Raw genomic sequence first — 21,169 nt, 5'->3', positions numbered from 1 at the left:
AATGCAATTTTCTGATGTACGTGACTACTGCCTTGAATTGATGAGCACTGAAGAAGACTTTCCTTTTGGTCCCGATTTCTATGTCTATAAAGTAAAAGGGAAAATCTTTGCTATCCTTGGCACAGACCAAGGCGAAGGGCGGCTGAATTTAAAATGTGATCCGGATGAAGCTCTGGCATTACGTGATATTTTCCCTGCGATCCTTCCTGGTTACCATATGAATAAAAAGCACTGGAATACATTGCGTTTAAACAACACTGTGCCAGAGCAGGAAATCAAACGGCAAATAGATCAGTCCAGATTTTTGGTCATTCAATCCTTACCAAAAGTACAGAGACAGACGTTACTCGCTGAATAGACTAAAAATAAACAGATACGGATACACATGGCCACACCTGCTTACCCTTTAACTGCTATTCGTATAGTGCTGCTGTATTGCAGTTTTGCGTTGTTATGGATTTTTGGTTCTGACCATCTATTGCATTTAACTGTGAGTGATCCACAAACTGCCGCATTGTTAGGCACAGTCAAAGGTGTCGCCTTTGTTTGTATCAGTGGGTGCTTCATTTACCTGTTGCTTGCCACCTGGCGTAAACAGCAGTTTTTTGATTCGCCTGTGTCGGTGCGTTATAAGCAATTACGACTGATAGTGCTGATCACGGCTTTTCTGCTGGCGATTCCTGCTATGGCTGTTATTACCAAGTGGGTGCACGGTAGCCAACTAAAAGCAGAAGCTTTAGCAGATTTACGAACCATCACTGATATTAAAAAGCAGCAACTTGAGCTTTGGTTGGCTGAGCGCCACTACGATATCAACGGGTTGTCCCGTGACAGTTCATTCCGACAAAAGCTGCAACAGTATCTGGAGTCTGGCGATGAAAAGCAGCAACTTGATATCCGCAACCGCCTTGCGTCTATGATTGCAAAACATTCCTTTAATTCTGTGCTGTTGTTTGATGCGAAAAAGCAGCTATTGATGTCGCTTGGCGCTGAAATCAAGTTTAATCTGCTGTCGTTGGATTTTAACGTGTCGCAACCTGCAGTGCAGTGCGAAAGAAAAAGCATGGAGCGCTATTGCCAGTTAACCTGGTTTTTACCACTAGCACTTGGACAAAACATTTATCAGTTGGTCTTTGTGGTCGACACCGGTCAGTATTTATTTCCCGCTATACAAAACTGGCCTGTCTCCAGTCCCACTGCTGAAGTCATACTAGTGCAGCAACAAGGCAGGTCTGTAACTTTTTTAAACCCGCTGCGTCTTCCTCAGCAAGCTGTAGTGAAAACTGCAGATATAGATGGTCCTTTGTTGGCCGCTAAAGCGCTGAGGCAAAGGCAGTTTAATACAGCGGAAGGCCTGGATTATCGCGGTCAGGAGGTACTGGGCGCTTTTACACCAGTGCAGCATACAAACTGGATGCTGGTCAGCAAGCTTGATATTGCGGAGGTCTTGTTGCCGCTTAATACCTTGTTGTTGTGGATGTCTGTCATCTCTGGTGCTTTATTGATGTTGCTGGTGCTTGGTGCTCTTTTCTATTGGCGTGAGCTGATTCAGTCTCACCAGTTGGCATTAGCCGCCAAGCAAACAGAGCAGGACAAAACAGTACAGGCCTTTTTTGACTTGCCCTTTACCGGTATGGCAATTTTATCCCGTACTCATCAGCCTTTTATCAGAGTAAATAAAAAACTGCAGTCTATATTGGGCTATTCAGAGCAAGAGCTGCTGGCCATGTCGCTGCGCGATTTAGCTCATAGTGCAGACCAGTTTATGGCGACTGGTTTTGTCTCCAGAGAACAAAATGGTGTCGAATCCGACCTGAAGCTTCGTCACAACTCTGGCCGGGTTCTGACCATTAAACTGATGATGCAAAGATTCAGTCAGGAAGGCCAGCCAGATCTATTGCTTGCAACTTTTGATGACGTAACTGAAAAACGCCAATTATATGCCGATTTAAACCGAAGCCATCAGCAATTGCTGCAAAACACCCAGCAACTGGACACTATTCTGACAGCCAGCTCCACTTTATTACACCGGATTGAGTTGGATGGTATCAGTTGTAAAACCACCTGGGTCAGCAGCAACATAGAGCGGCTTTTAGGATACAGTGTTGAAGAATCGCTGCACGAACACTGGTGGGAAAATGCCGTTCATCCCGACGATAAATCTCAGGCTAGCACTGCAATAGAGCAAACTTTATTGCATGGACATTATCGTCACGAATATCGCTTTTTTGATGCATCCGGTGCAGTACGTCATATTCGTGATGACTTACGGCTACTGCCTTCGCTATTAAATGATCACCAGCAAATTATCGGTGCCATGGTTGATATTACCGAACTGAGGTGGGCGAGGTCCGAGCAGGAAGCCAGTAACGATAAGCTCAAAACCTTATTTAATACCATGTCAGAGGGCCTGATTTTACATGACAACACCGGTGCTATTGTGGATGCTAACCCTGCCGCTGAACAGATGCTCAATACCAGTCTGGCCGAGATGCAAGGTAAGATCCCTCAAGCCGAACACTGGAACACCATTTATGAAGATGGTTCCGAGTTTCCTGCGGAACTTTATCCCAGTAATGAAGTACTGCGCACAGGCTTGCCCGTCCGTGATGTAGTGATGGGAATAGAGAAATCTAAAGTACAACGTTGGTTAAAAGTAAATGCAGAGCCTTTATTTGAGCAAGAGCAGCTATCAGGAGCTTTAGTCACAGTCGATGACATCAGTGCTGAAGTGGCCTTTCGTCGTGAATTGAAGCAGCGTGCTTTGGTGATGTCCAATCTGGCGGATATGGCAGCGCGGTTTTTGCAGCACAGTGACTGGCAACAATTGCTAAGAAGTATGATGCCGTCTGTTAGTCGTGCCTTAGCTGTGGATGCTATTTATTTGTATCAGATCAGCATGCAGCACGAGCTGGTGACCGGTACTTTGTTAACGCAATGGCGACGGGATCAAAAAGAACATGTTCGAACCTTTAAGGAGCTGAATAACAAAGTATCCCGCTGGTATCCGGCTATACAGCAACTAGTGAAAGGCTCGCTGGTAGCAGGCCTTGCCAGGGATATGGACAGTATGTTGCAGCCTGTACTGAAACGTTTTCGGATCCAGGCGATAGCCCTGGTGCCGGTGATGGTCGATGGTGTCTGGTGGGGATTGCTTGGTGTGGAGCAACATCAATCCTGTCGGGAGTGGAATCAGGTGGAGCTGGATGCGTTAAAAATGTTGGCTACGGCTTTAGGTAACGCAGTAAAACGCCAACAGTTTGAATCCTCATTGCAACAGGCCGCTGCAGTATTTGAAAGTACCCGCGAAGGGATTATGGTGACCGACGCCTCCAATCGTATTATTCAGGTGAATCAGTCGTTATTACAGATGTTGGGGTATGAAGAAGCAGAGGTTTTGGGCAACACGCCTGCTATGTTCAGTTCAGGCCGGCATGAGCCAGGCTTCTATCAGTCGATGTGGCAACAACTAAGTGAGCGAGGCCACTGGCAAGGGGAAGTCTGGAACAGACGCAAAAACGGTGAAATTTATCCTGAATTGCTCAGCATCAATACCATTCTCGATGCCAGCCAGCAAATCAGCCACTATGTCGCTGTATTTGCAGATATTACTCAACTCAAAGCCTCGGAGCAGGAGTTGGCTTATCTGGCGCATCATGATGTATTAACGGACTTGCCTAACCGTCTGTTGATGAGTTCAAGGTTGCAAAATGCGGTGGATTTGGCGAAACGCGATCAGCATCAGTTTGCTGTACTTATGATGGATTTAGACCGCTTTAAGTACATCAACGACAGCTTTGGTCACCCCGCAGGTGATGAATTGCTAAAACTGGTAGCGGCCTCGCTGAAGCAGCGTTTAAGAGACATTGATACTGTAGCCCGTTTTGGCGGCGATGAATTTATCATTCTGCTTGAACAGTTGCATCACAGTGAAGATGCGGCCCGTTTTGCCACTGAATTAATTAATGACATGAGCCAGCCCTGGCTGTTGAGTAACAATGCTGAAGTGCGGATTGGTGCCAGTATTGGCATTTCTATTTATCCGGACCACGGTACAGAAGGTGAAACCCTGCTCAGCAATGCAGATGCGGCTTTGTACAGAGCGAAGGAGCAGGGCCGTGGCCGTTTTGCTTATTATTCGGATGATTTAACTCTGTACGCCCGTCAGCGTATCGACTTGGAAGCCCGTTTGCGTGGCGCTTTAGCGCTGCAGCAGTTTTTAGTCTATTACCAGCCACAAACGGATATCAAAACCGGCCGTATTGTCGGGGCAGAAGCGCTGGTGCGCTGGAACGATCCAGTGGAAGGGCTGATAGCTCCGGGGCGCTTTATTCCGATAGCCGAAGATACAGGGCTGATTGGCGCTATTGGTGATTGGGTACTAGCTGAAACCTGTCGTCAGGGGGCGCTGTGGCGTGCTGCTGGTTTACCTGATTTAAAACTGGCGGTGAATTTATCCTCACATCAGTTTAGCCATGGGGATATTGGTGCACAAACTGCGCAGGTACTTCGGGACACTGGTTTTCCGGCTGAGTTTTTGGAGCTGGAGCTGACCGAAAGTGCCATTATGTCGCGGGAACAACAAGCCGAACTGGTGTTGTCTGATTTACATAAGATGGGGGTCAATCTGGCGATTGACGATTTCGGCACAGGTTATTCGTCTTTCGCCTATTTGCAGCGTTATCAGTTGGATGTGCTGAAAATTGATAAGAGCTTTATCGACGATGTAGCCAACAACAGTGAAAGTCAGGCCATAGTTACAGCTATTATTTCGATGGCGCATATTCTGGGGTTAGAAGCTTTGGCTGAAGGTGTGGAGCAGCAAAATCAGCTGGATTATTTGCAACAACAAGGTTGCGATTATTATCAGGGCTATTTATGCAGCAAGCCTTTGCCTGCAGCGCAGTTTGAGGCTCTGGTCCGCAGTCAGATGATCTGACTGCGGTTTGTTCCTGATCAGTTAATGATTGAATTCATTGGGGCTAACAGGTACTTCCAGTAGTAAGGCTAAAGCACGCAGCAGCATTTCTTCCTGTTCATTCACCTGTTCATCAGCTCGCACAGCAGCTTTTAACATCTGCCATAACTGCTTTTTAACTTGTGGTGCACTGTGCATCAGCTCTGGCAAATAGTGTTTTAATTGCTCAAAGCTGATGCTTGGTTTGGCTGTAGTGATATCGAGCCCCAGCGCCTGAAGGCCAGCTTGCCAGGCTTGCTGTTGCAATTGCTGATGCTGCGCCTGATCGGCGCACACAGCCAATAAGGCCAGAGCTGCAGGTTCAATAGCGCTAAGCTGACTGCCAATGTCTTTTTTGTGCAGCAACAGAGGGTCAAACTGGCTGCCAACACAATGTTGCAGCCAGCGGAGTACAGTCCATTCCAGCAAATCTTCTTCGCCATCGGTTTGACTCAGTGCTTCGCACAGCTGCTGAAAATCTTCAAATTGCTGTTTAGTTAATTGCTTTAAACCAGGAACCGCCAGTTGTACCAGTTGCAATTTTTGCACCGGTGCCAGTTTACTGACTTCGTCATACAATTTGTCCACATTGTGCAACAATCCAGCCTGGCCAAGGTTTTTAATCAGATCCCACTGTTTTTCCAGATAGTCTGGCTGCACCAGACAAGCACAGCACAGAGCCGGGGCTGAAGCCGCATGACGGCTGCTATGCAACAGCAGCGCTGGCAGGGCTGCAAGCAAAGTTGCTGCTACCTCTGCTCCTGCCCATTGGTGTTGTGGTTTTCGGCCTGTTGTCTCTGCTGCGGGAGCTGTACTTTGGCGTATTAATTCAGCTTCAGTTGGGAAACTACCAGCCCAGCTGGGGTCAATACGTTTTATCCGTTCTTTTAACGGCGGATGTGTTGCAAATAAACTGCTCCAGCGGCTGATGGCTTCACCAAAAAATAAGTGACTCATTTCATCGGCATTCGGGTTTTTTACCTTACTCCCTGAATGAGCCCCCCCTATGGCTTTGAGTGCGCCAGCTATACCAGCGGGGTTGCGGGTAAACTGTACTGCACTGGCATCGGCTAAAAACTCACGCTGGCGGCTGACCGCTGCTTTTATCAGGCTGCCAAAAAAGGTGCCTAAATAACCCAAGACCATCAGACCCAGAGCCAATCCCAAAATACCACCGCCATTGTCTTTTGACTTGGAGCTGCTGATCACTACAGCTGTTCTGCGGCTGCCGCTTCGAAGCAGAAAATAACCGGCATGACCAATAAATTCAATGCCATGCAGCAAAGCAATCAGGCGGATATTCATTCGCATATCGCCGTTTAAAATATGGCTGAACTCATGCGCTATCACACCTTGCAGCTGATCGCGGTTTAACAGATCCAGACTACCCTGAGTAATACCTATCACCGCATCGGCCGGTGAGTAACCGGCAGCAAAAGCATTGATAGAGGATTCAGACATTAAATACACTGGTGGTACCGGCACACCTGAAGCTATGGCCATTTCTTCCACTACATTCAGCAGTTGCCGCTGTTTTGCATCAGCACTAGCGTGATCAAGGCGACTGCCGCCTAACGCTTTGGCAACCACCTGACCACCCTGACTTAACTCAGCCTGTTTAATACTGACCACAGCAGCTATTACCACAAACACAGCTAAACTGACCCAGCCCATCATCGACCACGGCAGTTGACTTAGCCAGTTGGGGTCTTGTGGATGAAGCAGTAACTGGTAGTGTTCTGACTCCATAAACCCCAAGGTCACCAGCAACAAAAGGTTGGTTAACACAACAAGACAAAACACGGCCAGGCTGAATAACACCACCAGCAATTTGGTATTGCTACGTGCTTTGTCCTGTGCGGCAAAAAAATCAACAGCCATATTGTTATACCCAATGTGAATGACACTGCCGGGCTAAGACAGCGTAGGGGCAGGGGTCAGCCCTGCCCGTGGTTCCAGGTCCAGGTTGGACGAAGTGAAAAAGTGAAACGAACGAAGCTGCAGCTTCAAGGACGAAGCGTTAAAAGCTCACTTTAGGTGCGGCTTGGATGGCTGCGCTATCCGCAAACTCCAGCAGTTTGGCATCTTGCTGATGGCCAAATAAACCGGCAAAAACCACAGGCGGAAAGCTTTGTTTGTAGCTGTTGTATTCAGTCACAGCGTCATTAAAGGCCTGACGGGCAAAAGCCACTTTGTTTTCAGTGCTGGTCAGCTCTTCGGTCAGCTGCATCATATTTTGATTGGCTTTTAAATCAGGGTAGGCTTCCATCACCATGCTGAATTTAGTCATAGCGCCTTGCAGCGCAGATTCAGCACCGGCCAGTTGACTGATTGCGGCTGCATCGCCAGGCTGGGCTGCAGCTGCTGTTAATTGCGTCATAGCACTGTTGCGCGCTGCAATCACAGCTTCCAGCGTTTCGCGTTCATGCGACATATAGGCTTTGGCAGTTTCGACCAGATTAGGAATTAAGTCGTAGCGGCGTTTTAACTGCACTTCAATTTGAGCAAACGCATTTTGAAAACGGTTTTTCAGTTTCACCAGTTGGTTATAAATACTGACAATAAAAAACAGCACAACGGCGGCAATCACTAGGGTAATAATGGTGGTCATGGGATTTCCTTTTACCAATGATGGAATTCAATCAACACCACTGTAGCATTGTAAAAATTAGTTGAATAGAGTTAGTAGCTTGTGGTTTTTAGATTCACTGAGTCAGTTCACAGATGGAGCCGGCGACAGGAGAGAGTGACTTAGTCTATTGTTAAATAAGAAAAATTAGCAGGAAATTGAACAATTGAAGAAAATTTTATGCGCTTAGATTGTTCAATGGCCCCTGATTCTGCCGGTTGATATGCTGAGGTTCAATTTTAGAATGAAGGTTATTTTTCTTCTTCACTTAAAATAATAGCGGCCAGAGCCGGGCGTATGACCGTAAGAATTAATACAATCAGCACCAGTGTCCCCATCACCAAGCGGATCATCCTCAAAAACCACGATTGCTGGTGTATTGGTGCGTTGTTGTTTGCCTCCTCCAGACTTCGGCTGAGTTCTGCATATGCCTTTTGCAAATCAGGTTCTTTTACGACTCTGGGGTACTCGATAACAATGCCGATTTTAGCCAGCTCAATACGTGCCTGTACAGACTGTTTCTGGTTCACATACAGCATATGGCTTTCAACGTCAGCAAAATAGTCGATAGAGTTTTGGTCTAGTACATCTGCAATTTCAACTGCATCCACCAGCCTCATATCTTGTAGAAGAGGTCTGAACTCAGGTTCATCATCTCTTGCCCATTTCACTATAAACACTGCAAATGTTATGGAAATAAAAATGATAGCCATCAGTTTGTATTCTTTAGTGAGATACCTGCTAATAATGATTGCTCCCAAACTGGAATAAAAACAAAGGATTCCACTTCCTGGCTCAGGATACAATGGGTAAGTTTAGGGTGTAAAGGCTTCAGGTACAGTCTGAGTGACTCTGTCAGGGGTATTTTCAGGCATCACTCCAAGCGAATTCAAAGCTCCCCTTTCTCTGCGTAGCACGGATCTCAATAGGTTTTACTTTATTCAAAATAATTGAACTTAATTGTCAGTTTTCTCCGTTTTTTGCCACGTCTTTTTCGTTCTATAGTGAGCTTATTCAAGATTATTCGAATGCAGAGGGAATACAAAATGTTTGAAATTATCCGCTCAGCAGAACGGGGTCGCGCTCACTTTGGCTGGCTGAAAAGTCAACATACCTTTTCTTTTGGTGATTACTACAACCCAAAACAAATGGGCTTTTCAGAATTGCGAGTTATTAATGACGATGAAGTGGCAGCAGGTGCTGGTTTTCCTACTCATGGTCATAAAAATATGGAAATCATCAGCTATGTGCTGGAAGGTAAAATTGCGCATAAAGATTCAGCAGGCAATGAAGAAATATTACCTGCAGGTGAATTTCAACTGATGAGCGCGGGTAAAGGTATTTCACACAGTGAATACAATGCCAGCAACACAGATCGGCTGAAGTTTTTGCAAATTTGGATCCAGCCAAACCAACTCAATGGCGCACCTGGTTATCAACAAAAAGACTTCGGTCAGGCTGTGGGTTTAACAGAAGTGATCACAGCTGATGGTCGTAACGGCACTTTGACTATCAAGCAGGATGCCAGTTTGTCTCAGTTGATTTTACTGGCGTCACAGCAACAAGAGATACAGGTAAAACCGGGCAGGGCTTATTACCTGCACCTGATTAATGGTGAACTGACAGTCGCGGAACAACTGCTCAAACCGGGTGATGGTATCAAGCTGACTCATTTGACTGAGTTAATCGCCAAAGCAGGAGCAGAGCCTGTCAGAGCACTCTGGTTTGATTTGCCCGGCTAATCAGTCCGGTATTTCAATAGATGGAAAATGAAAAGGATGCAGAACATGCATCCTTTTTTGCGTATGCAATAACAAGCTGCTTTATTCAGCAATGGTACGACCAAGAAGCCTGATAGCGAATTCAGCTGGTAAGATGCACAAGTATTGAAGTGCGAGCAATGAACAATTAATTACACAAGAGAACCTGTTATTGCCTCATGATTTAACCACATGCAGTCGCTTTGATAATAAATCGGCGTATTTGTCACTGAAATGCAATTCAGTGACATTCTGTTAGGGGTAATTTGGGAGTGATTGGTATGAGCCCTTGTTCTGTTGTGTTATCAGATGCAAACAGGTTACAGCTGAAGAGTTGGCTAATGGTGCCCGCACTGGCGTTAGCCGTTGCAGCTTGTGGCGGTGGCGGAGGCAGCAGTGTTGTACCTGATGATTCGGGCTCAGGAGCTCCTCCTGTAATAACGCCGCCTCCTGTGGTTATTCCACCGCCTGTCGTCACGCCTCTCCCTGTTGAGTTACCAGAACCAGAACTTGAAGCTGCACCTGATGCGAAAACCGCACCGCTGCCTAAAGTTGGTGGGCCTTCTTTACCTTCGCCGCCTGCGGCACTGCGCATTGACACCAGTTACGACAAAACTCAGGTCAGTCAGCCTGTCCTTGCTGTCACTGCCAGTTCTTCCGGCGACGAGAATGACAATAATACTGCTGCCAAAGCCATAGATGGCGATTTGGCCAGTCGCTGGGAAAGTGCCTGGGGTGACGATGTTACTGATGCAGATAACGCCTGGCTGCAGTTTGACTTTGGTACCAAAACCGCATTAGGCACGATGAAACTCTATTGGGAAAATGCTCATGCCAAAGAGTACGCTATTTATGTGTCGGATGACGGGCAAAACTGGTATCAGCTGCGTTATGTGGTGGGTTCAGAAGGCAAAACCGAAGAGTTTCTGAATCTGGATACCAATGCGCGTTATCTGCGTTTTCAGGGTATCACCCGCAGTACTCAGTATGGCTATTCATTATTTGAAGTTGAATTCAGAACACCGGGCAGCGATAGCTCCATGCCAGTGCTGAGCACTTCTGCTTTGTCTTATCCCCTAAGTGGCGCTGGTCGCGTGCCATTGCCTGCTCCGGCAGAACCTATAGAAACCGTTAGCTTTACTCTGGCAGATGGCACCTTAGTCACCCGCTTTAGCATGGTAGGGCGCTCCCGTCATGCCCGTGAGCGTGGTGAAGACTGGAATGAAATTGGTTTTGGCGTCAATGACACCGTAGATGCAGCAGGTAAACCTTTGGATAAAGGCCCTGGTGCGCATTTGAATTTTATTGCCAACTACTTTAAAAACCGTACCTGGGGTGTGGAGTTTATTGATAACAGTAATGTTGCTGGTGTGACTGAACCCCGTATTGTGGTGAACCAATATTACCAGCAAGCCCAAAAAGGTGGAGGCCACTCTTTTGTCCGCCGTTTTGATGAGCCTGGTGTCACAGGTTTTGGCTGGATGAGCCCTGGTGATTTACTGGATGACTCGACTTACCAGGATCCAGGTGCTGCTTGCCCCGTGATCGCCAAACCAGCCAATGGCGTTTTGTTGCGCCCGGACAGTGGTTATAACGGTGTGATTGGCGCGAATGACGGGTGCAGTGTAGTGTTTGACCGCTATCCTGGTCACAGAGCACTTTCTGCCAATGCGGATGGCGTGCTGGTACCTAATGGCAGTTATGTGGACTCCCGTGTACTGAAAAAGGGGGATGTGATTGAGTTCACAGGTTCGTTTTTCTCTACCCGCGAAGCCATGGACGCTATAGGTGATAGCGGAGCATTTCGCTATTACACCAACGAGCTGACTTATGTGATGGGCAAAGGCTTAAGACCCTGGTACGGTGTGCAGCCTCGCCTGATGAACGAACCTTTGCCAGAGAGCACGCTGCAAGGAGGCTTGGGGTCTGTTTCTTATGATTATGCCGACAATCCAACGTTTATGTTTCAGCAGCCGCATAACACTATTGGTATGCAGAATATGCAACGTTTTATGGAAGGGCGGCGTTGGCTTCATACCAACTTATGGACAGGTATTCATAACGAAGATGGTAATGATCGCAATGACGCGGGTCGCCAACTGCAAGGCCCACGTTTTAACCAATCCTCCTGTTTTAACTGCCATGTAAATAATGGCCGCAGTGTGGCGCCTACAGTGCGTAACCAACGACTGGACACTATGGCTGTGCGGGTAGGTGCAACAGGTACAGATGCCAATGGCCACTATCTGCCTCATCCTATTTATGGTCAGGCGCTGCAAATGAATGGCCGCTCTGTCACGACTGGTGCGCTGCAAAACTGGGGCAATGGTGCCTGGGTTGCTGATTTTGTCAGCAGTACTGTCAGCCTGGCCGACGGCACACAAGTTGAACTGCGTAAAGCCGCTATTGCCTTTGAAGGGCCAGAACCTGAAGTACATTCTATACGTCAGGCCCAGCCATTGATTGGTATGGGGTTACTGGAAGCGATTTCGGATGAAACTATTTTATCCAGAGTGCGCACCACACCTGATGCCGACGGTGTATTAGGTACGGCGAATTATGCGTACGACCCTGAAACCGGAGAAGTGCGGTTAGGCCGCTACGGCTGGAAAGCAAGTAAAGTCAGCTTGCGTCATCAGGTGACCCATGCTGCTCTGCTGGATATGGCAGTGACTTCTTCTGTTTATCCTAAACTGGCTTGTCTGGCGGGCCCACAACGGTGCGACCCGGTCACAGCAGAGCCAGGTTTACCAGATGAAGCCGTAACCGCCATGACGCAGTACCTGCATTTGTTAGCCGTACCAGCGCAGCGAAGTGTGGTTAGTGGTTTCCCTAAAGGGGTATCGCCTTTGGCATATCTGGATGTCGACCCTGCCCAAATAGCGGCTGGCGAGAAAGTCTTTAAAGATATTCGCTGTGTCACTTGCCACGTCAGTGAAGTGAAAACCAGCGCCCGCTCTGAATTTGATGAAGTGCGCAATCAGACGATTAAACCTTACACCGACCTGCTGCTGCATGATATGGGCCCAGGCCTTGCGGATAACTTCACTGAAGGCCTTGCCAGCGGCAGCATGTGGAGAACACCGGCGCTGTGGGGCATAGGCTATACCCAGTTTGTGGCTGGAGGCACTGTGGCTGGTTATTTACATGATGGTCGCGCCCGTACTTTAACCGAAGCTATTGTATGGCACGGTGGCGAAGCAGAAGTGATCAAAAACCGCTTTGTAAATCTGCCTACCGCTGAGCGCGAAGCATTATTGGCCTTCCTGAAGTCCTTGTAATACGGATAAAAAAGGCCCAGCACAGGTTAACTTCGCCGGGCTTTTTTTATGTCTTAATTTATCCCGGGTTCAGGTAACTTAGTATTGCCTTGGGTTTCGGCCCTCAGACTCTACCACTCGCGGGTATTTTACCCTGGGTTGTTTTTCAGCTTTTTTGCGTAATTTTTTAAACTGAAATAACCAGCAATCACCGAAATCAAACAAATAAAACACCTTGCTACCCACCAGCGGATACACCTCATTTAGCATTTTTCCATCATCAATACGTTGCGTATTTCTGCCAGGGGTTTTGGCGATATGAAACTCATACAAGTGATCATTATCAAACTTCACCATCGTCTGAATAAAGTAATGCAACTCAAAAAAGGGCGTGTTGTCTTCCACTTCAATCACACGCCGCCATGGCGTTTTGGCTTTAAAGGGAAGGGTGATTTCTATGGTGTATATCTCCAAACTGCTGGTCCTTTTATGATGGAGTTTGTTTCGGCCTTCGTTATACCTTATCTGATATGTAAGGCATCAGCGCTGTGCGTCTGATCGCGGAAAATAAGCTGACAACAGACTAAAGCGCGGATCCAGATGCTTTGGAAAATAAACATTCCAGCTTCGGACTGCACAGAGCTAAGCGTCAGCCTCAGGGGGGGGCAACCGCTCACCATAAAGCCTGCAGAGAATCGACACCTTAGGCATGCTTTTCGAATGCAATGCCCTGCATTTCAACCTTGCAGCGAGAATAGCCCTGTTCATACAATGGATCAGGTTCAGGCGTGTAGAGGCTCAGCACAAAAGGCACTGACTGACCTGCATTCTGCTACTACAAATCGAAGTAAAAGTTACGGGCCACAAAGCCACGCAACATGATCAGCTTTATCACAATTCCGCACACTTAAATTCAGATTGGGCACTTATCAATACTGAAAAAACTGATAGTATAAATTCCGAATTTTGTGGGAAACCCTACGCGGAATGAATGACATTGAAAACAGGCACGCTGCAGCACTTCTTTTTTAGACCTCTGGTTTTACTTATGTTTTTGTTTGCTGGTATTAGCCATAGCCATGCTTCAGCTCAACAAACAGACCCGGCTCTTGAACAGAAACTGGATCAGCTTGCAGGCGTAGCCGATTACCCGCAAGACAAAATCAAGCTTCGTAGTATTGTTGATGCATTAACTGAGTCTGTTCCTGTCGAGAGTTACGCCAGAGTAAAAGGTTACCAAAGTCTGTCTATGGCATTCGATGAGCACAAGGTTGATGCAGCATTGGAATTGACCGACTCTGTTTTGGCGATGCCAACTATTCAGTCCTCGCCGGCAGCGACCGCTGAATTGCTGGCCGTAAAAGCGGATATTTATTTAAACACCAATCAAGTCGATGAAAGCCTAGCGCTTATTGCTGCTATTGAGCATCAATTAGCTGCAGTTGAAAATCCACGCATAGGGTATTACTGCCATAACGTGATTGGCAGAGTATTGCAGGCGAACCGGAAATTTGAGTCTGCACTGGAGCATTTACTCAAGGCGCATACCGCCGTTGGTGATACTGATGATGCAGCCACCCATAGTCGCCGCCAATTTTTAAATCTGCATATTTCCAGAGTTCAGTTGTCGTTGCAGAATTTTAAAGTGGCGCTGGAGTTGTTGGATAAAACCATTGCTGAGGCCAGTAAATACAATTTACCCAAGCGGTTACCAGAGCTTTATTTGAACCGGGCTTATGCGGCGAGAGAGCTGCATGGTCTTTCTGCACAAAGTTCCGAAGACTTTATACAAGCGGCCAAATTGGGTAAGGAGCAGGGCAATAAACGCGTTGAACTGGCAGGATACAATAATGCCGGAGCCGGATTGTTGCTGCTAAAAAACTACCAGCGGGCCGAACAGTATTTGACTCAGGCCAGAGCCATAGCCAGCTCAATCAATAACAGTTCTGAAGGCACAGTAATTGATTTTAACCTGGGTTATATCAAAGTGATGCGGGGGGATTTTGACACTGGGCTTGCCGAAATGCGTCGTGCCGCTGAACAATTCAGCACTTTTGCCCCAGCCAGTCAGGTGGCACAAATCCAGGGGCTTCTGGCTGATGCATATGGCGTGGCCGGGCAGTATCAGTTGCAAGCGCAGGCATTAAAAGAACAGCAGCGCCTAAAAGATGAATTTTTTCAGTCGGAGCGGGATAAAGTATTCAGTGAGTTGCAGATTAAATATCAGGCTCAGGAAAATGCCTTACAAATTAAACTACTGGAACAGCAAACTGAGTTACAGCGGCAGGAGCTGGATAACCGTACCCTGACGCAGCGTTTGATCCTGCTGGCTGTGTTACTGGTGCTGGTGATTGCAGCCTTGCTGTTTTTTGCTTATGTCAGCAGTCGCAAAGTGAATCAGTTACTAAGTAAAAACAATCAAATACTGCAGCAACAATCTGTGCATGATCCGCTAACAGGGCTATTGAACCGCAGGGCAGTGCAGCACTATATGGCCGATGCTATAGCTGACACTACGTCTGCAGTAGCTGGCAAAACCACAGGGGAGCAAGCCATTTTCCTGCTGGATATTGATCATTTTAAGCAGATTAATGATGGCTTGGGTCATGCTGCCGGTGATGAAATCCTGATTGCTGTGGCACAAAAACTAAAGGCCTTGTGCCGTACTGATGATTTAGTGATCCGCTGGGGAGGTGAAGAGTTTTTGCTGGTGCTGCAGCACAGCCACCCCGATACGCTGCCTGAACTGGCTAAACGTATTCTGCAGGAAATCGCCAGCCAGCCGCTGCAGACAGAGTTTTCGCCGAACAGAGTCACGCTGAGTGGCGGTTATATCAGCTTGCCAGTGAAACAAAGTGGAAAACAAAACATCCATTGGGAAACGGCCTTGAAACTGGCGGATCACTTGCTGTATCAGGCAAAAGCAAAAGGCCGTAACCAAATTATTGGGCTGGAGTCATTTGATGTTGCTGATGACCAGCCGTTGTTATCTGAGCAGGAGTTGTTACAACGTCTAATCAGTCAGCAATGCAGCACTGTGACCGTTCTGGGGCCGGTTTAATCAGGTTTGCCCGGCATGTTGGCTGAACGAAAAAGCTTGACGTATCAACAGCGTAGTAAGCCCGTTTGATCAAACTAATGCAAAAGGAGCTGTCTGGAACCTTATGCTTGTGAATGAACCGGGCAATAGGTGAAGGTGTAATGAAAACAACAGTATTGATCACAACAGCGCTTTTTCTTGTTGGGTGTGGCGGCGATGATGCGGAGGCTGAAAATTCCAGAGAGCAGGAAGTTTTCGTGGAGAACTTCGACGCTAAGTTATCTAAGTTTGGGCATTTGTTAGCAAATAAGCGCTACGCAGCCTTGGTTAAAAACGAAGGGCTGTATGGTTCGAATGCTATTAAGGTTACGTATCAGGGTTTTGAGCAAGGCAGCCACAGAGTTTATGCCGCTGCTAATCTGCCTGAGGCTGCGCGACAATACCAAATGAGTTTTGCGGTGAAATTTTGTGACAATTTTGATTTTGTGAAGGGGGGCAAATTGCATGGTTTGGGACCAGAAAGTCCTGTAACCGGAGGCGCCCCTATCACTGCGGAAGGTTGGAGTGCCCGCCTGATGTTTGGACCTGAAGGAAGGCTTAAAACCTATGTGTATCATCAGGATATGAAAGGTAAGTTTGGCGATAGCAAAGTTGCACAGAATTTCCGTTTTATCTCTGGTATCTACCATCAGGTGAAGATGCTGGTCAGTTTAAATACTGACGTTCATTTAGCCGACGGCAAAGTCGTGGTATCTGTGGATGGGGCTGAAGTGATTTACCATGACAAAATCCGTTTTCGTGGCAAAGATACAGCCGCATCATTAATCCACAAAATGTTATTCATTACCTTTCATGGTGGAGCTTCACCAGAATGGGCTCCCAAGTCTGAAAATGGGAGTTACAAAGCGGAATGTGCTTATTTTGATGATTTTATTGTCACCAAACCGCTTTAACGTCGTTTTATGCCAATGCGGGAAAAACGCATTGGCTATAAGTTTCATCCCGTTGCAACTAGCTCTTTTGATAGAGTTTCAGCTTGATAAAAAGCTCTTCCACCTGGGTTCTGGCCCAGGCGGTTTTGCGCAAAAACGTCAGGCTGGATTTGATGCTGGGGTTGGAGCTAAAGCATTTAAGCGGAATTTGCTTTGCTAAGGGCGCAAAACCGCTGTAGTGCTCAACAAGCAGCTCCAGAATTTGCTGCAGGGTAAATCCATGCAGCGGATTATTTTGTTGTGGCTGATTTGGGGTTTGGGTTGCCATAAGGGCTTTGCTCTGTTGTCGCTAAAGGCCGGAACTGGCCGTGATAATTTTCATCGTCTGTGCCCATCATCAGAGCCGCACCTGGGATCAACGGGCTTGGGCTGGCTAAGGCTTCTACTTTAAAACCGTCGATTTGCCATAACACTGGCCGTTCAGCCATTAAGCTGATGGGCTGTTTTGCTGTTGGGTTTACCAATGCAAGTGGATAAACCGCACTGCTAAAAGGGCCGTTGTCTGAACTATCGAGCACTGCGCTGGCCCAAAGTACGTCGGCTTCTAAATGCAAATCTGCGATCACTCTGTTGTAGTTACGGTTTTTAAGTTGTGTTGGGCCTGTCACCTGAATTTTCTGGCTGTTCCATTGAATGTTAACTGCAGCCATATCCAGTTCACCCCATTGTAAAAATCCGGCTGTTGTGGCTGTTCCGCGCTCGCCTAAAATGACCAGATAACGGTTCACATCTTTTTTGGCACAAGCTAAACCTTCAAAGTTATCGCCGTCCTGCTCCGGGCTGCTGTCACGTTCAACAGGTAATTCAAAGGTGTTGAGTACCTGCGCATAAGTAGGGAATACTTTGATATGAAACAGTCGGCCAAAAGCACCTTGCCAGGTCCCACTTTCTGCAATCAAAAACTCATTATTAAGGCCTGGCAGGGCACAGACTGCTTCTAAATCATTAGAAGCCTGACCAGAGGGCCAATTAGTAACAAATAAGCTTTGTGCTGTCAGTTGTTGATCCTGATTGACCTGAATTAAGGTTAAGCGATCACCCTGGCGTTGAATTTTTTTGTCCTGCACCGCCAAGTAATGATTTTGGTCCAAAGCTGCTAAACCACTGATCGCAGGTAAGGCGGTTTGAGTTTTAGGCCGATATGGAGTGTACCAGCGTGGGTCAACCGGCATTTTAAATAGCAGCGGTGACATGCGTTTAAATTTATCGGTATGGGTGCCGCACTGAATATTGTCGCCGTAGTGCTGTTTCCACGGGTCGTTAATTAAATACACTGTGCCTTCGTGAATAGTTACGGCTTCCAGTGCCGTTTGCACCAGCTTGTCATAGGCAGGACAGAGGCCGCTGTCGTCTGTACTGACATAAAAACTCAGTTTTTGCACAAAAGGTGGAATACGGTTGGTTAAATCGAATACCCACAATTCGTCGTCATTACGCGCCACGGCCACTAAATAACCAGGGTGGCCTAAAATCGGGCTTGGTAAAAACTCGATACCATTAATTGGATGATCGTTGTCATCCAGCACGGGCAGGGTCAGGTTGGCGTCTATCACTTTGACAAAGTTATCGCGCAACCAGAAATCCTGAGTTAACCGGGTTTTAAATAACTTAGGTTTGTTGGCAATGTCTTGTTCGAGTGCCAGATATAAATTCTGGTGATCATCAACAGCTAAACCTTCTATGCCGTCATTGGGAAAATTACCTACTTTGGCTTCAAGCGGAAATTGCACGGGCCGCACTGCTACTATTTCGGCACGGGTTAAGGCACTGTCGACCTGAATTTTTAACAGCAGAGTAGGGTAAGCCGTTGAATTAGATTGATTAAACTTTTTTGAACATTCGTTACTTAATTGATAAGCCGACGCATCTTCGGTCACTGTAATTAAAGTGGTGTCGTCCAGTCTGTCCCATGTTAAGGCTTCTAAATCGGGCTTATCGGCTAAATAGTTGTAAAAGCAGCTGTTTTTTAAGCTGTCTGCCACAGTAATTTGAATGGGCTGAGTAATAGCTGTTGCCGTAGCCGGGTCGATACGAAACAGTTTCATCCGGGTGCTTTCGTTTGCACTTTGATCGCCCACGACCACCAGCTCACCTTTTCGGAAAGTGACGCCTGAAGTTTGTGGGTCGAGTAAAGTTTGCTTTTCTAAGTCGGTCAGCCATTGACCTGTCAGAGCCGTTTCTGCATTCAGATCCCCACTGAAGCTGGCAAGCAGCATTACAGCGAACAAGGATTTGGATAAATTGATCACAGTCTTAGATCCATAATTCAGGGCATATTCAGATGGCGCCTAACATACGATCTACCGGACTATTTCGCCAGAGAAACCCGATAAAAACGCATTATTCGCCGAAAAAAAATACAATAAATTGAGGAATAGCAGAGGATAAAAAGAAAAGCCACAGAAAGGCAGTACTTAAACGTAAGACGGATTCAAATGTTGGGGCCCTGGCTTGTCCAGGCCATTCCATTAGTAACGTGGTATTTTTCCAATAACATCGCGGTATCACAAGACGGGTGGGGACAAGCCGCCCCCCTACAGTATTGAACGCAGGGTCAATACCCAAAGTAATTGATGTTGCAACGAGGCGACAAGCGAGCAAGACCCCAGGAGCATAGTTGCCTATGCGACTGGGGTGAGTGAACGCGGTCAACAAAGTTGCGGCATCAAGGACGCAGGGGATTTTAGTAGCCTTGTTCGTGAACGTCCCGCACTGCACGCCCTGATGGGTCAGTCATTTGCGCCATTTTCGCATCCCATGCCAAAGCTTCAGGAGTAGAACAAGCGACAGACTTACCACCTGGTACACAGGAAATTGCGCCCGTGTGTGGGAAATGCTCTTCAAAGATCACCCGATAGTAATAAGCTTCTTTGCTGTCCGGAGTATTGACCGGGAAGCGGAAAGCCGCTGTTGCCATTTGCTGATCCGTCACTTCTTTTTCCGCATGAGCTTTTAAGCTGTCTATCCAGCTGTAACCCACACCGTCAGAGAACTGCTCTTTTTGACGCCACAAAATGTCGTGCGGTAACAAGCCATCAAAGGCCTGACGCAAAATGTGTTTCTCCATTTTGCCTTTGCCACACATTTTAGCTTCTGGATTCAAGCGCATGGCGACATCCATAAAGTGCTTGTCGAGGAAAGGCACGCGGGCTTCAATACCCCAGGCCGACATAGCTTTGTTGGCGCGGTTGCAGTCAAACATATGCAACCTGTCTAGCTTACGTAAGGTTTCTTCATGGAACTCTTTGGCGTTAGGCGCTTTGTGGAAATACAAATAGCCGCCAAAAATTTCATCAGAACCTTCACCCGACAACACCATTTTAATACCCATAGCTTTGATTTTACGGGCCATTAAGTACATAGGGGTTGAAGCACGAATAGTGGTGACATCATAGGTTTCGAGGAAATAGATCACGTCACGCAAAGAATCTAAACCTTCCTGCACAGTAAACAGCACTTCATGGTGCACTGTGCCAATGCTGTCAGCCACTTTACGCGCAGCCACTAGGTCAGGTGAGCCTTGTAAACCTACAGCAAAAGAGTGCAGGCGAGGCCACCAGGCTTCGGACTGACCATCATCTTCCACACGATTACGGGCAAACTGCTGAGTAATTGCAGAAATTAAAGACGAATCCAGACCACCAGATAACAACACTCCATAGGGCACGTCGGACATTAAGTGGCTTTTTACACTTTGCTCAAGAGCTGCGCGTAATTCGCCTAAGTCAGCCGGATTGTCTTTGACAGCATCAAAACTTTGCCAGTCGCGCTGATAGTACTGCACCAGCTTGCCTACTTTGCTGTCAAAGTAATGGCCTGGTGGGAATTCCTGCATTTGCTTACATACAGGCACCAAGGCTTTTAATTCAGACGCCACATACAACTGACCGTGTTCGTCGTAGCCGTAATACAACGGAATAATACCAATATGATCACGGGCAATCAGGTAACGGTTTTGTTCTGCGTCATACAGAATAAAAGCGAACATGCCTTGCAGTTGGTCAATAAAATCAACGTCGTGCTGTAAATACAAAGGCAAAATCACTTCGCAGTCCGATTTGGTCTGGAACTGGTAATCGACTGTTAAGTTTTTCTCTAAATTTTTGTGATTATAAATCTCACCATTCACTGCCAGAATGTGATTTCGATTTGGATTAATCAGGGGCTGGGCGCCATTTTCAGTATCTACGATAGCCAGACGTTCATGCACTAAAATGGCATGGTCGTTGTTCCATACGCCTGACCAATCTGGTCCACGGTGGCGTAATAATTTAGATAACTGTAGCGCCTGCTGGCGCAAGGCTTTAACATCAGTCTTGATGTCAAGCACCCCAAATATCGAACACATGATGAGTAACCTCTAATTAATTAATCCAGATCGGTACCCTAAGTAGTTGGCGTTGCAGTGCGGCGACCAGCGAACGAGTCCCCATGGACATAGAAGGACTATGTGGTTGGGGCGGCGAACGCAGGCAACAAAGCTGCGGCGTCTACTACGACGGATACATTTCATTTTGGCAGTATGTACGTC

General features: G+C 47.1%; 13 protein-coding genes. 6 read left to right on the top strand and 7 right to left on the bottom strand.

Annotated elements, in window-relative coordinates; all coding sequences use genetic code 11:
- The first annotated feature begins 1 nt into the window (after position 1).
- Together EK374_RS11915 and EK374_RS11910 are read left to right on the top strand one after the other, a co-directional pair.
- Positions 2-358 carry an MmcQ/YjbR family DNA-binding protein gene (locus EK374_RS11915; protein ID WP_127023734.1) on the top strand — a complete coding sequence of 119 codons (357 nt, stop codon included), beginning with the start codon at positions 2-4 and terminating at the stop codon, positions 356-358.
- 27 nt (positions 359-385) lie between these two features.
- Entirely contained in the window at positions 386-4,939 is a 4,554-nt protein-coding gene (locus tag EK374_RS11910) for an EAL domain-containing protein (protein ID WP_127023729.1), read from the top strand.
- A gap of 21 nt (positions 4,940-4,960) precedes the next feature.
- On the opposite strand, the gene EK374_RS11905 is transcribed toward EK374_RS11910, so the two are convergent.
- From EK374_RS11905 to EK374_RS11895, 3 genes are all read right to left on the bottom strand, one after another.
- Complete coding sequence (locus tag EK374_RS11905; protein ID WP_127023726.1) at positions 4,961-6,838, bottom strand: M48 family metallopeptidase; 1,878 nt, start codon at positions 6,836-6,838, stop codon at positions 4,961-4,963.
- 139 nt (positions 6,839-6,977) lie between these two features.
- Entirely contained in the window at positions 6,978-7,568 is a 591-nt protein-coding gene (locus EK374_RS11900) for a LemA family protein (RefSeq protein WP_127023723.1), read from the bottom strand.
- A gap of 269 nt (positions 7,569-7,837) precedes the next feature.
- Positions 7,838-8,299, bottom strand: a complete 462-nt coding sequence (locus tag EK374_RS11895; RefSeq protein WP_127023719.1) for a hypothetical protein — start codon at positions 8,297-8,299, stop codon at positions 7,838-7,840.
- 333 nt (positions 8,300-8,632) lie between these two features.
- Between EK374_RS11895 and EK374_RS11890 the strand changes: the two genes are divergently transcribed.
- Both EK374_RS11890 and EK374_RS11885 read left to right on the top strand, forming a co-directional pair.
- Positions 8,633-9,328 (top strand): pirin family protein, encoded by a 696-nt coding sequence (locus tag EK374_RS11890; RefSeq protein WP_127023716.1) that lies wholly within the window; start codon positions 8,633-8,635, stop codon positions 9,326-9,328.
- Between the two features lie 299 nt (positions 9,329-9,627).
- On the top strand, positions 9,628-12,627 hold the full coding sequence (locus EK374_RS11885; RefSeq protein WP_233280239.1) for a di-heme oxidoredictase family protein: 3,000 nt from the start codon (positions 9,628-9,630) through the stop codon (positions 12,625-12,627).
- A 78-nt stretch (positions 12,628-12,705) separates the two neighbouring features.
- Here the strand turns inward: EK374_RS11885 and EK374_RS11880 are convergent, their stop codons facing one another.
- Positions 12,706-13,080 carry an IS1096 element passenger TnpR family protein gene (locus EK374_RS11880; RefSeq protein WP_127023713.1) on the bottom strand — a complete coding sequence of 125 codons (375 nt, stop codon included), beginning with the start codon at positions 13,078-13,080 and terminating at the stop codon, positions 12,706-12,708.
- 574 nt (positions 13,081-13,654) lie between these two features.
- Here EK374_RS11880 and EK374_RS11875 point away from each other — a divergent pair.
- Together EK374_RS11875 and EK374_RS11870 are read left to right on the top strand one after the other, a co-directional pair.
- Positions 13,655-15,667: a GGDEF domain-containing protein gene (locus EK374_RS11875; RefSeq protein WP_164731868.1), complete on the top strand. Its 2,013-nt coding sequence runs from the start codon at positions 13,655-13,657 to the stop codon at positions 15,665-15,667.
- 140 nt (positions 15,668-15,807) lie between these two features.
- Entirely contained in the window at positions 15,808-16,599 is a 792-nt protein-coding gene (locus EK374_RS11870; protein WP_127023707.1) for a polysaccharide lyase, read from the top strand.
- 58 nt (positions 16,600-16,657) lie between these two features.
- On the opposite strand, the gene EK374_RS11865 is transcribed toward EK374_RS11870, so the two are convergent.
- From EK374_RS11865 to asnB, 3 genes are all read right to left on the bottom strand, one after another.
- Positions 16,658-16,906, bottom strand: coding sequence for a VF530 family protein (locus EK374_RS11865; RefSeq protein ID WP_127023705.1), 249 nt, complete (start codon positions 16,904-16,906; stop codon positions 16,658-16,660).
- Positions 16,869-18,887, bottom strand: a complete 2,019-nt coding sequence (locus EK374_RS11860; protein ID WP_127023702.1) for a hypothetical protein — start codon at positions 18,885-18,887, stop codon at positions 16,869-16,871. Before EK374_RS11860 ends, EK374_RS11865 begins: the two co-directional genes overlap by 38 nt.
- A gap of 434 nt (positions 18,888-19,321) precedes the next feature.
- Positions 19,322-20,986, bottom strand: coding sequence for an asparagine synthase B (asnB, locus tag EK374_RS11855; protein WP_127023699.1), 1,665 nt, complete (start codon positions 20,984-20,986; stop codon positions 19,322-19,324).
- Positions 20,987-21,169 lie beyond the last annotated feature (183 nt).

The organism is Rheinheimera mangrovi (assembly GCF_003990335.1).
GTDB lineage: Bacteria > Pseudomonadota > Gammaproteobacteria > Enterobacterales > Alteromonadaceae > Pararheinheimera > Pararheinheimera mangrovi.
The sequence above is the reverse complement of the archived record's forward strand: the minus strand, read 5'-3'. Positions and strand labels throughout refer to the sequence as shown.

Bases quoted from the DNA above. Each gene is read 5' to 3' on its own strand.
- EK374_RS11910 (WP_127023729.1), top strand. From the start codon at position 386: ATGGCCACACCTGCTTACCCTTTAACTGCTATTCGTATAGTGCTGCTG.
- EK374_RS11865 (WP_127023705.1), bottom strand. From the start codon at position 16,906: ATGGCAACCCAAACCCCAAATCAGCCACAACAAAATAATCCGCTGCAT.
- EK374_RS11885 (WP_233280239.1), top strand. From the start codon at position 9,628: ATGAGCCCTTGTTCTGTTGTGTTATCAGATGCAAACAGGTTACAGCTG.
- EK374_RS11905 (WP_127023726.1), bottom strand. From the start codon at position 6,838: ATGGCTGTTGATTTTTTTGCCGCACAGGACAAAGCACGTAGCAATACC.
- EK374_RS11900 (WP_127023723.1), bottom strand. From the start codon at position 7,568: ATGACCACCATTATTACCCTAGTGATTGCCGCCGTTGTGCTGTTTTTT.
- EK374_RS11890 (WP_127023716.1), top strand. From the start codon at position 8,633: ATGTTTGAAATTATCCGCTCAGCAGAACGGGGTCGCGCTCACTTTGGC.
- EK374_RS11895 (WP_127023719.1), bottom strand. From the start codon at position 8,299: ATGGCTATCATTTTTATTTCCATAACATTTGCAGTGTTTATAGTGAAA.
- EK374_RS11875 (WP_164731868.1), top strand. From the start codon at position 13,655: ATGTTTTTGTTTGCTGGTATTAGCCATAGCCATGCTTCAGCTCAACAA.
- EK374_RS11870 (WP_127023707.1), top strand. From the start codon at position 15,808: ATGAAAACAACAGTATTGATCACAACAGCGCTTTTTCTTGTTGGGTGT.
- asnB (WP_127023699.1), bottom strand. From the start codon at position 20,986: ATGTGTTCGATATTTGGGGTGCTTGACATCAAGACTGATGTTAAAGCC.
- EK374_RS11915 (WP_127023734.1), top strand. From the start codon at position 2: ATGCAATTTTCTGATGTACGTGACTACTGCCTTGAATTGATGAGCACT.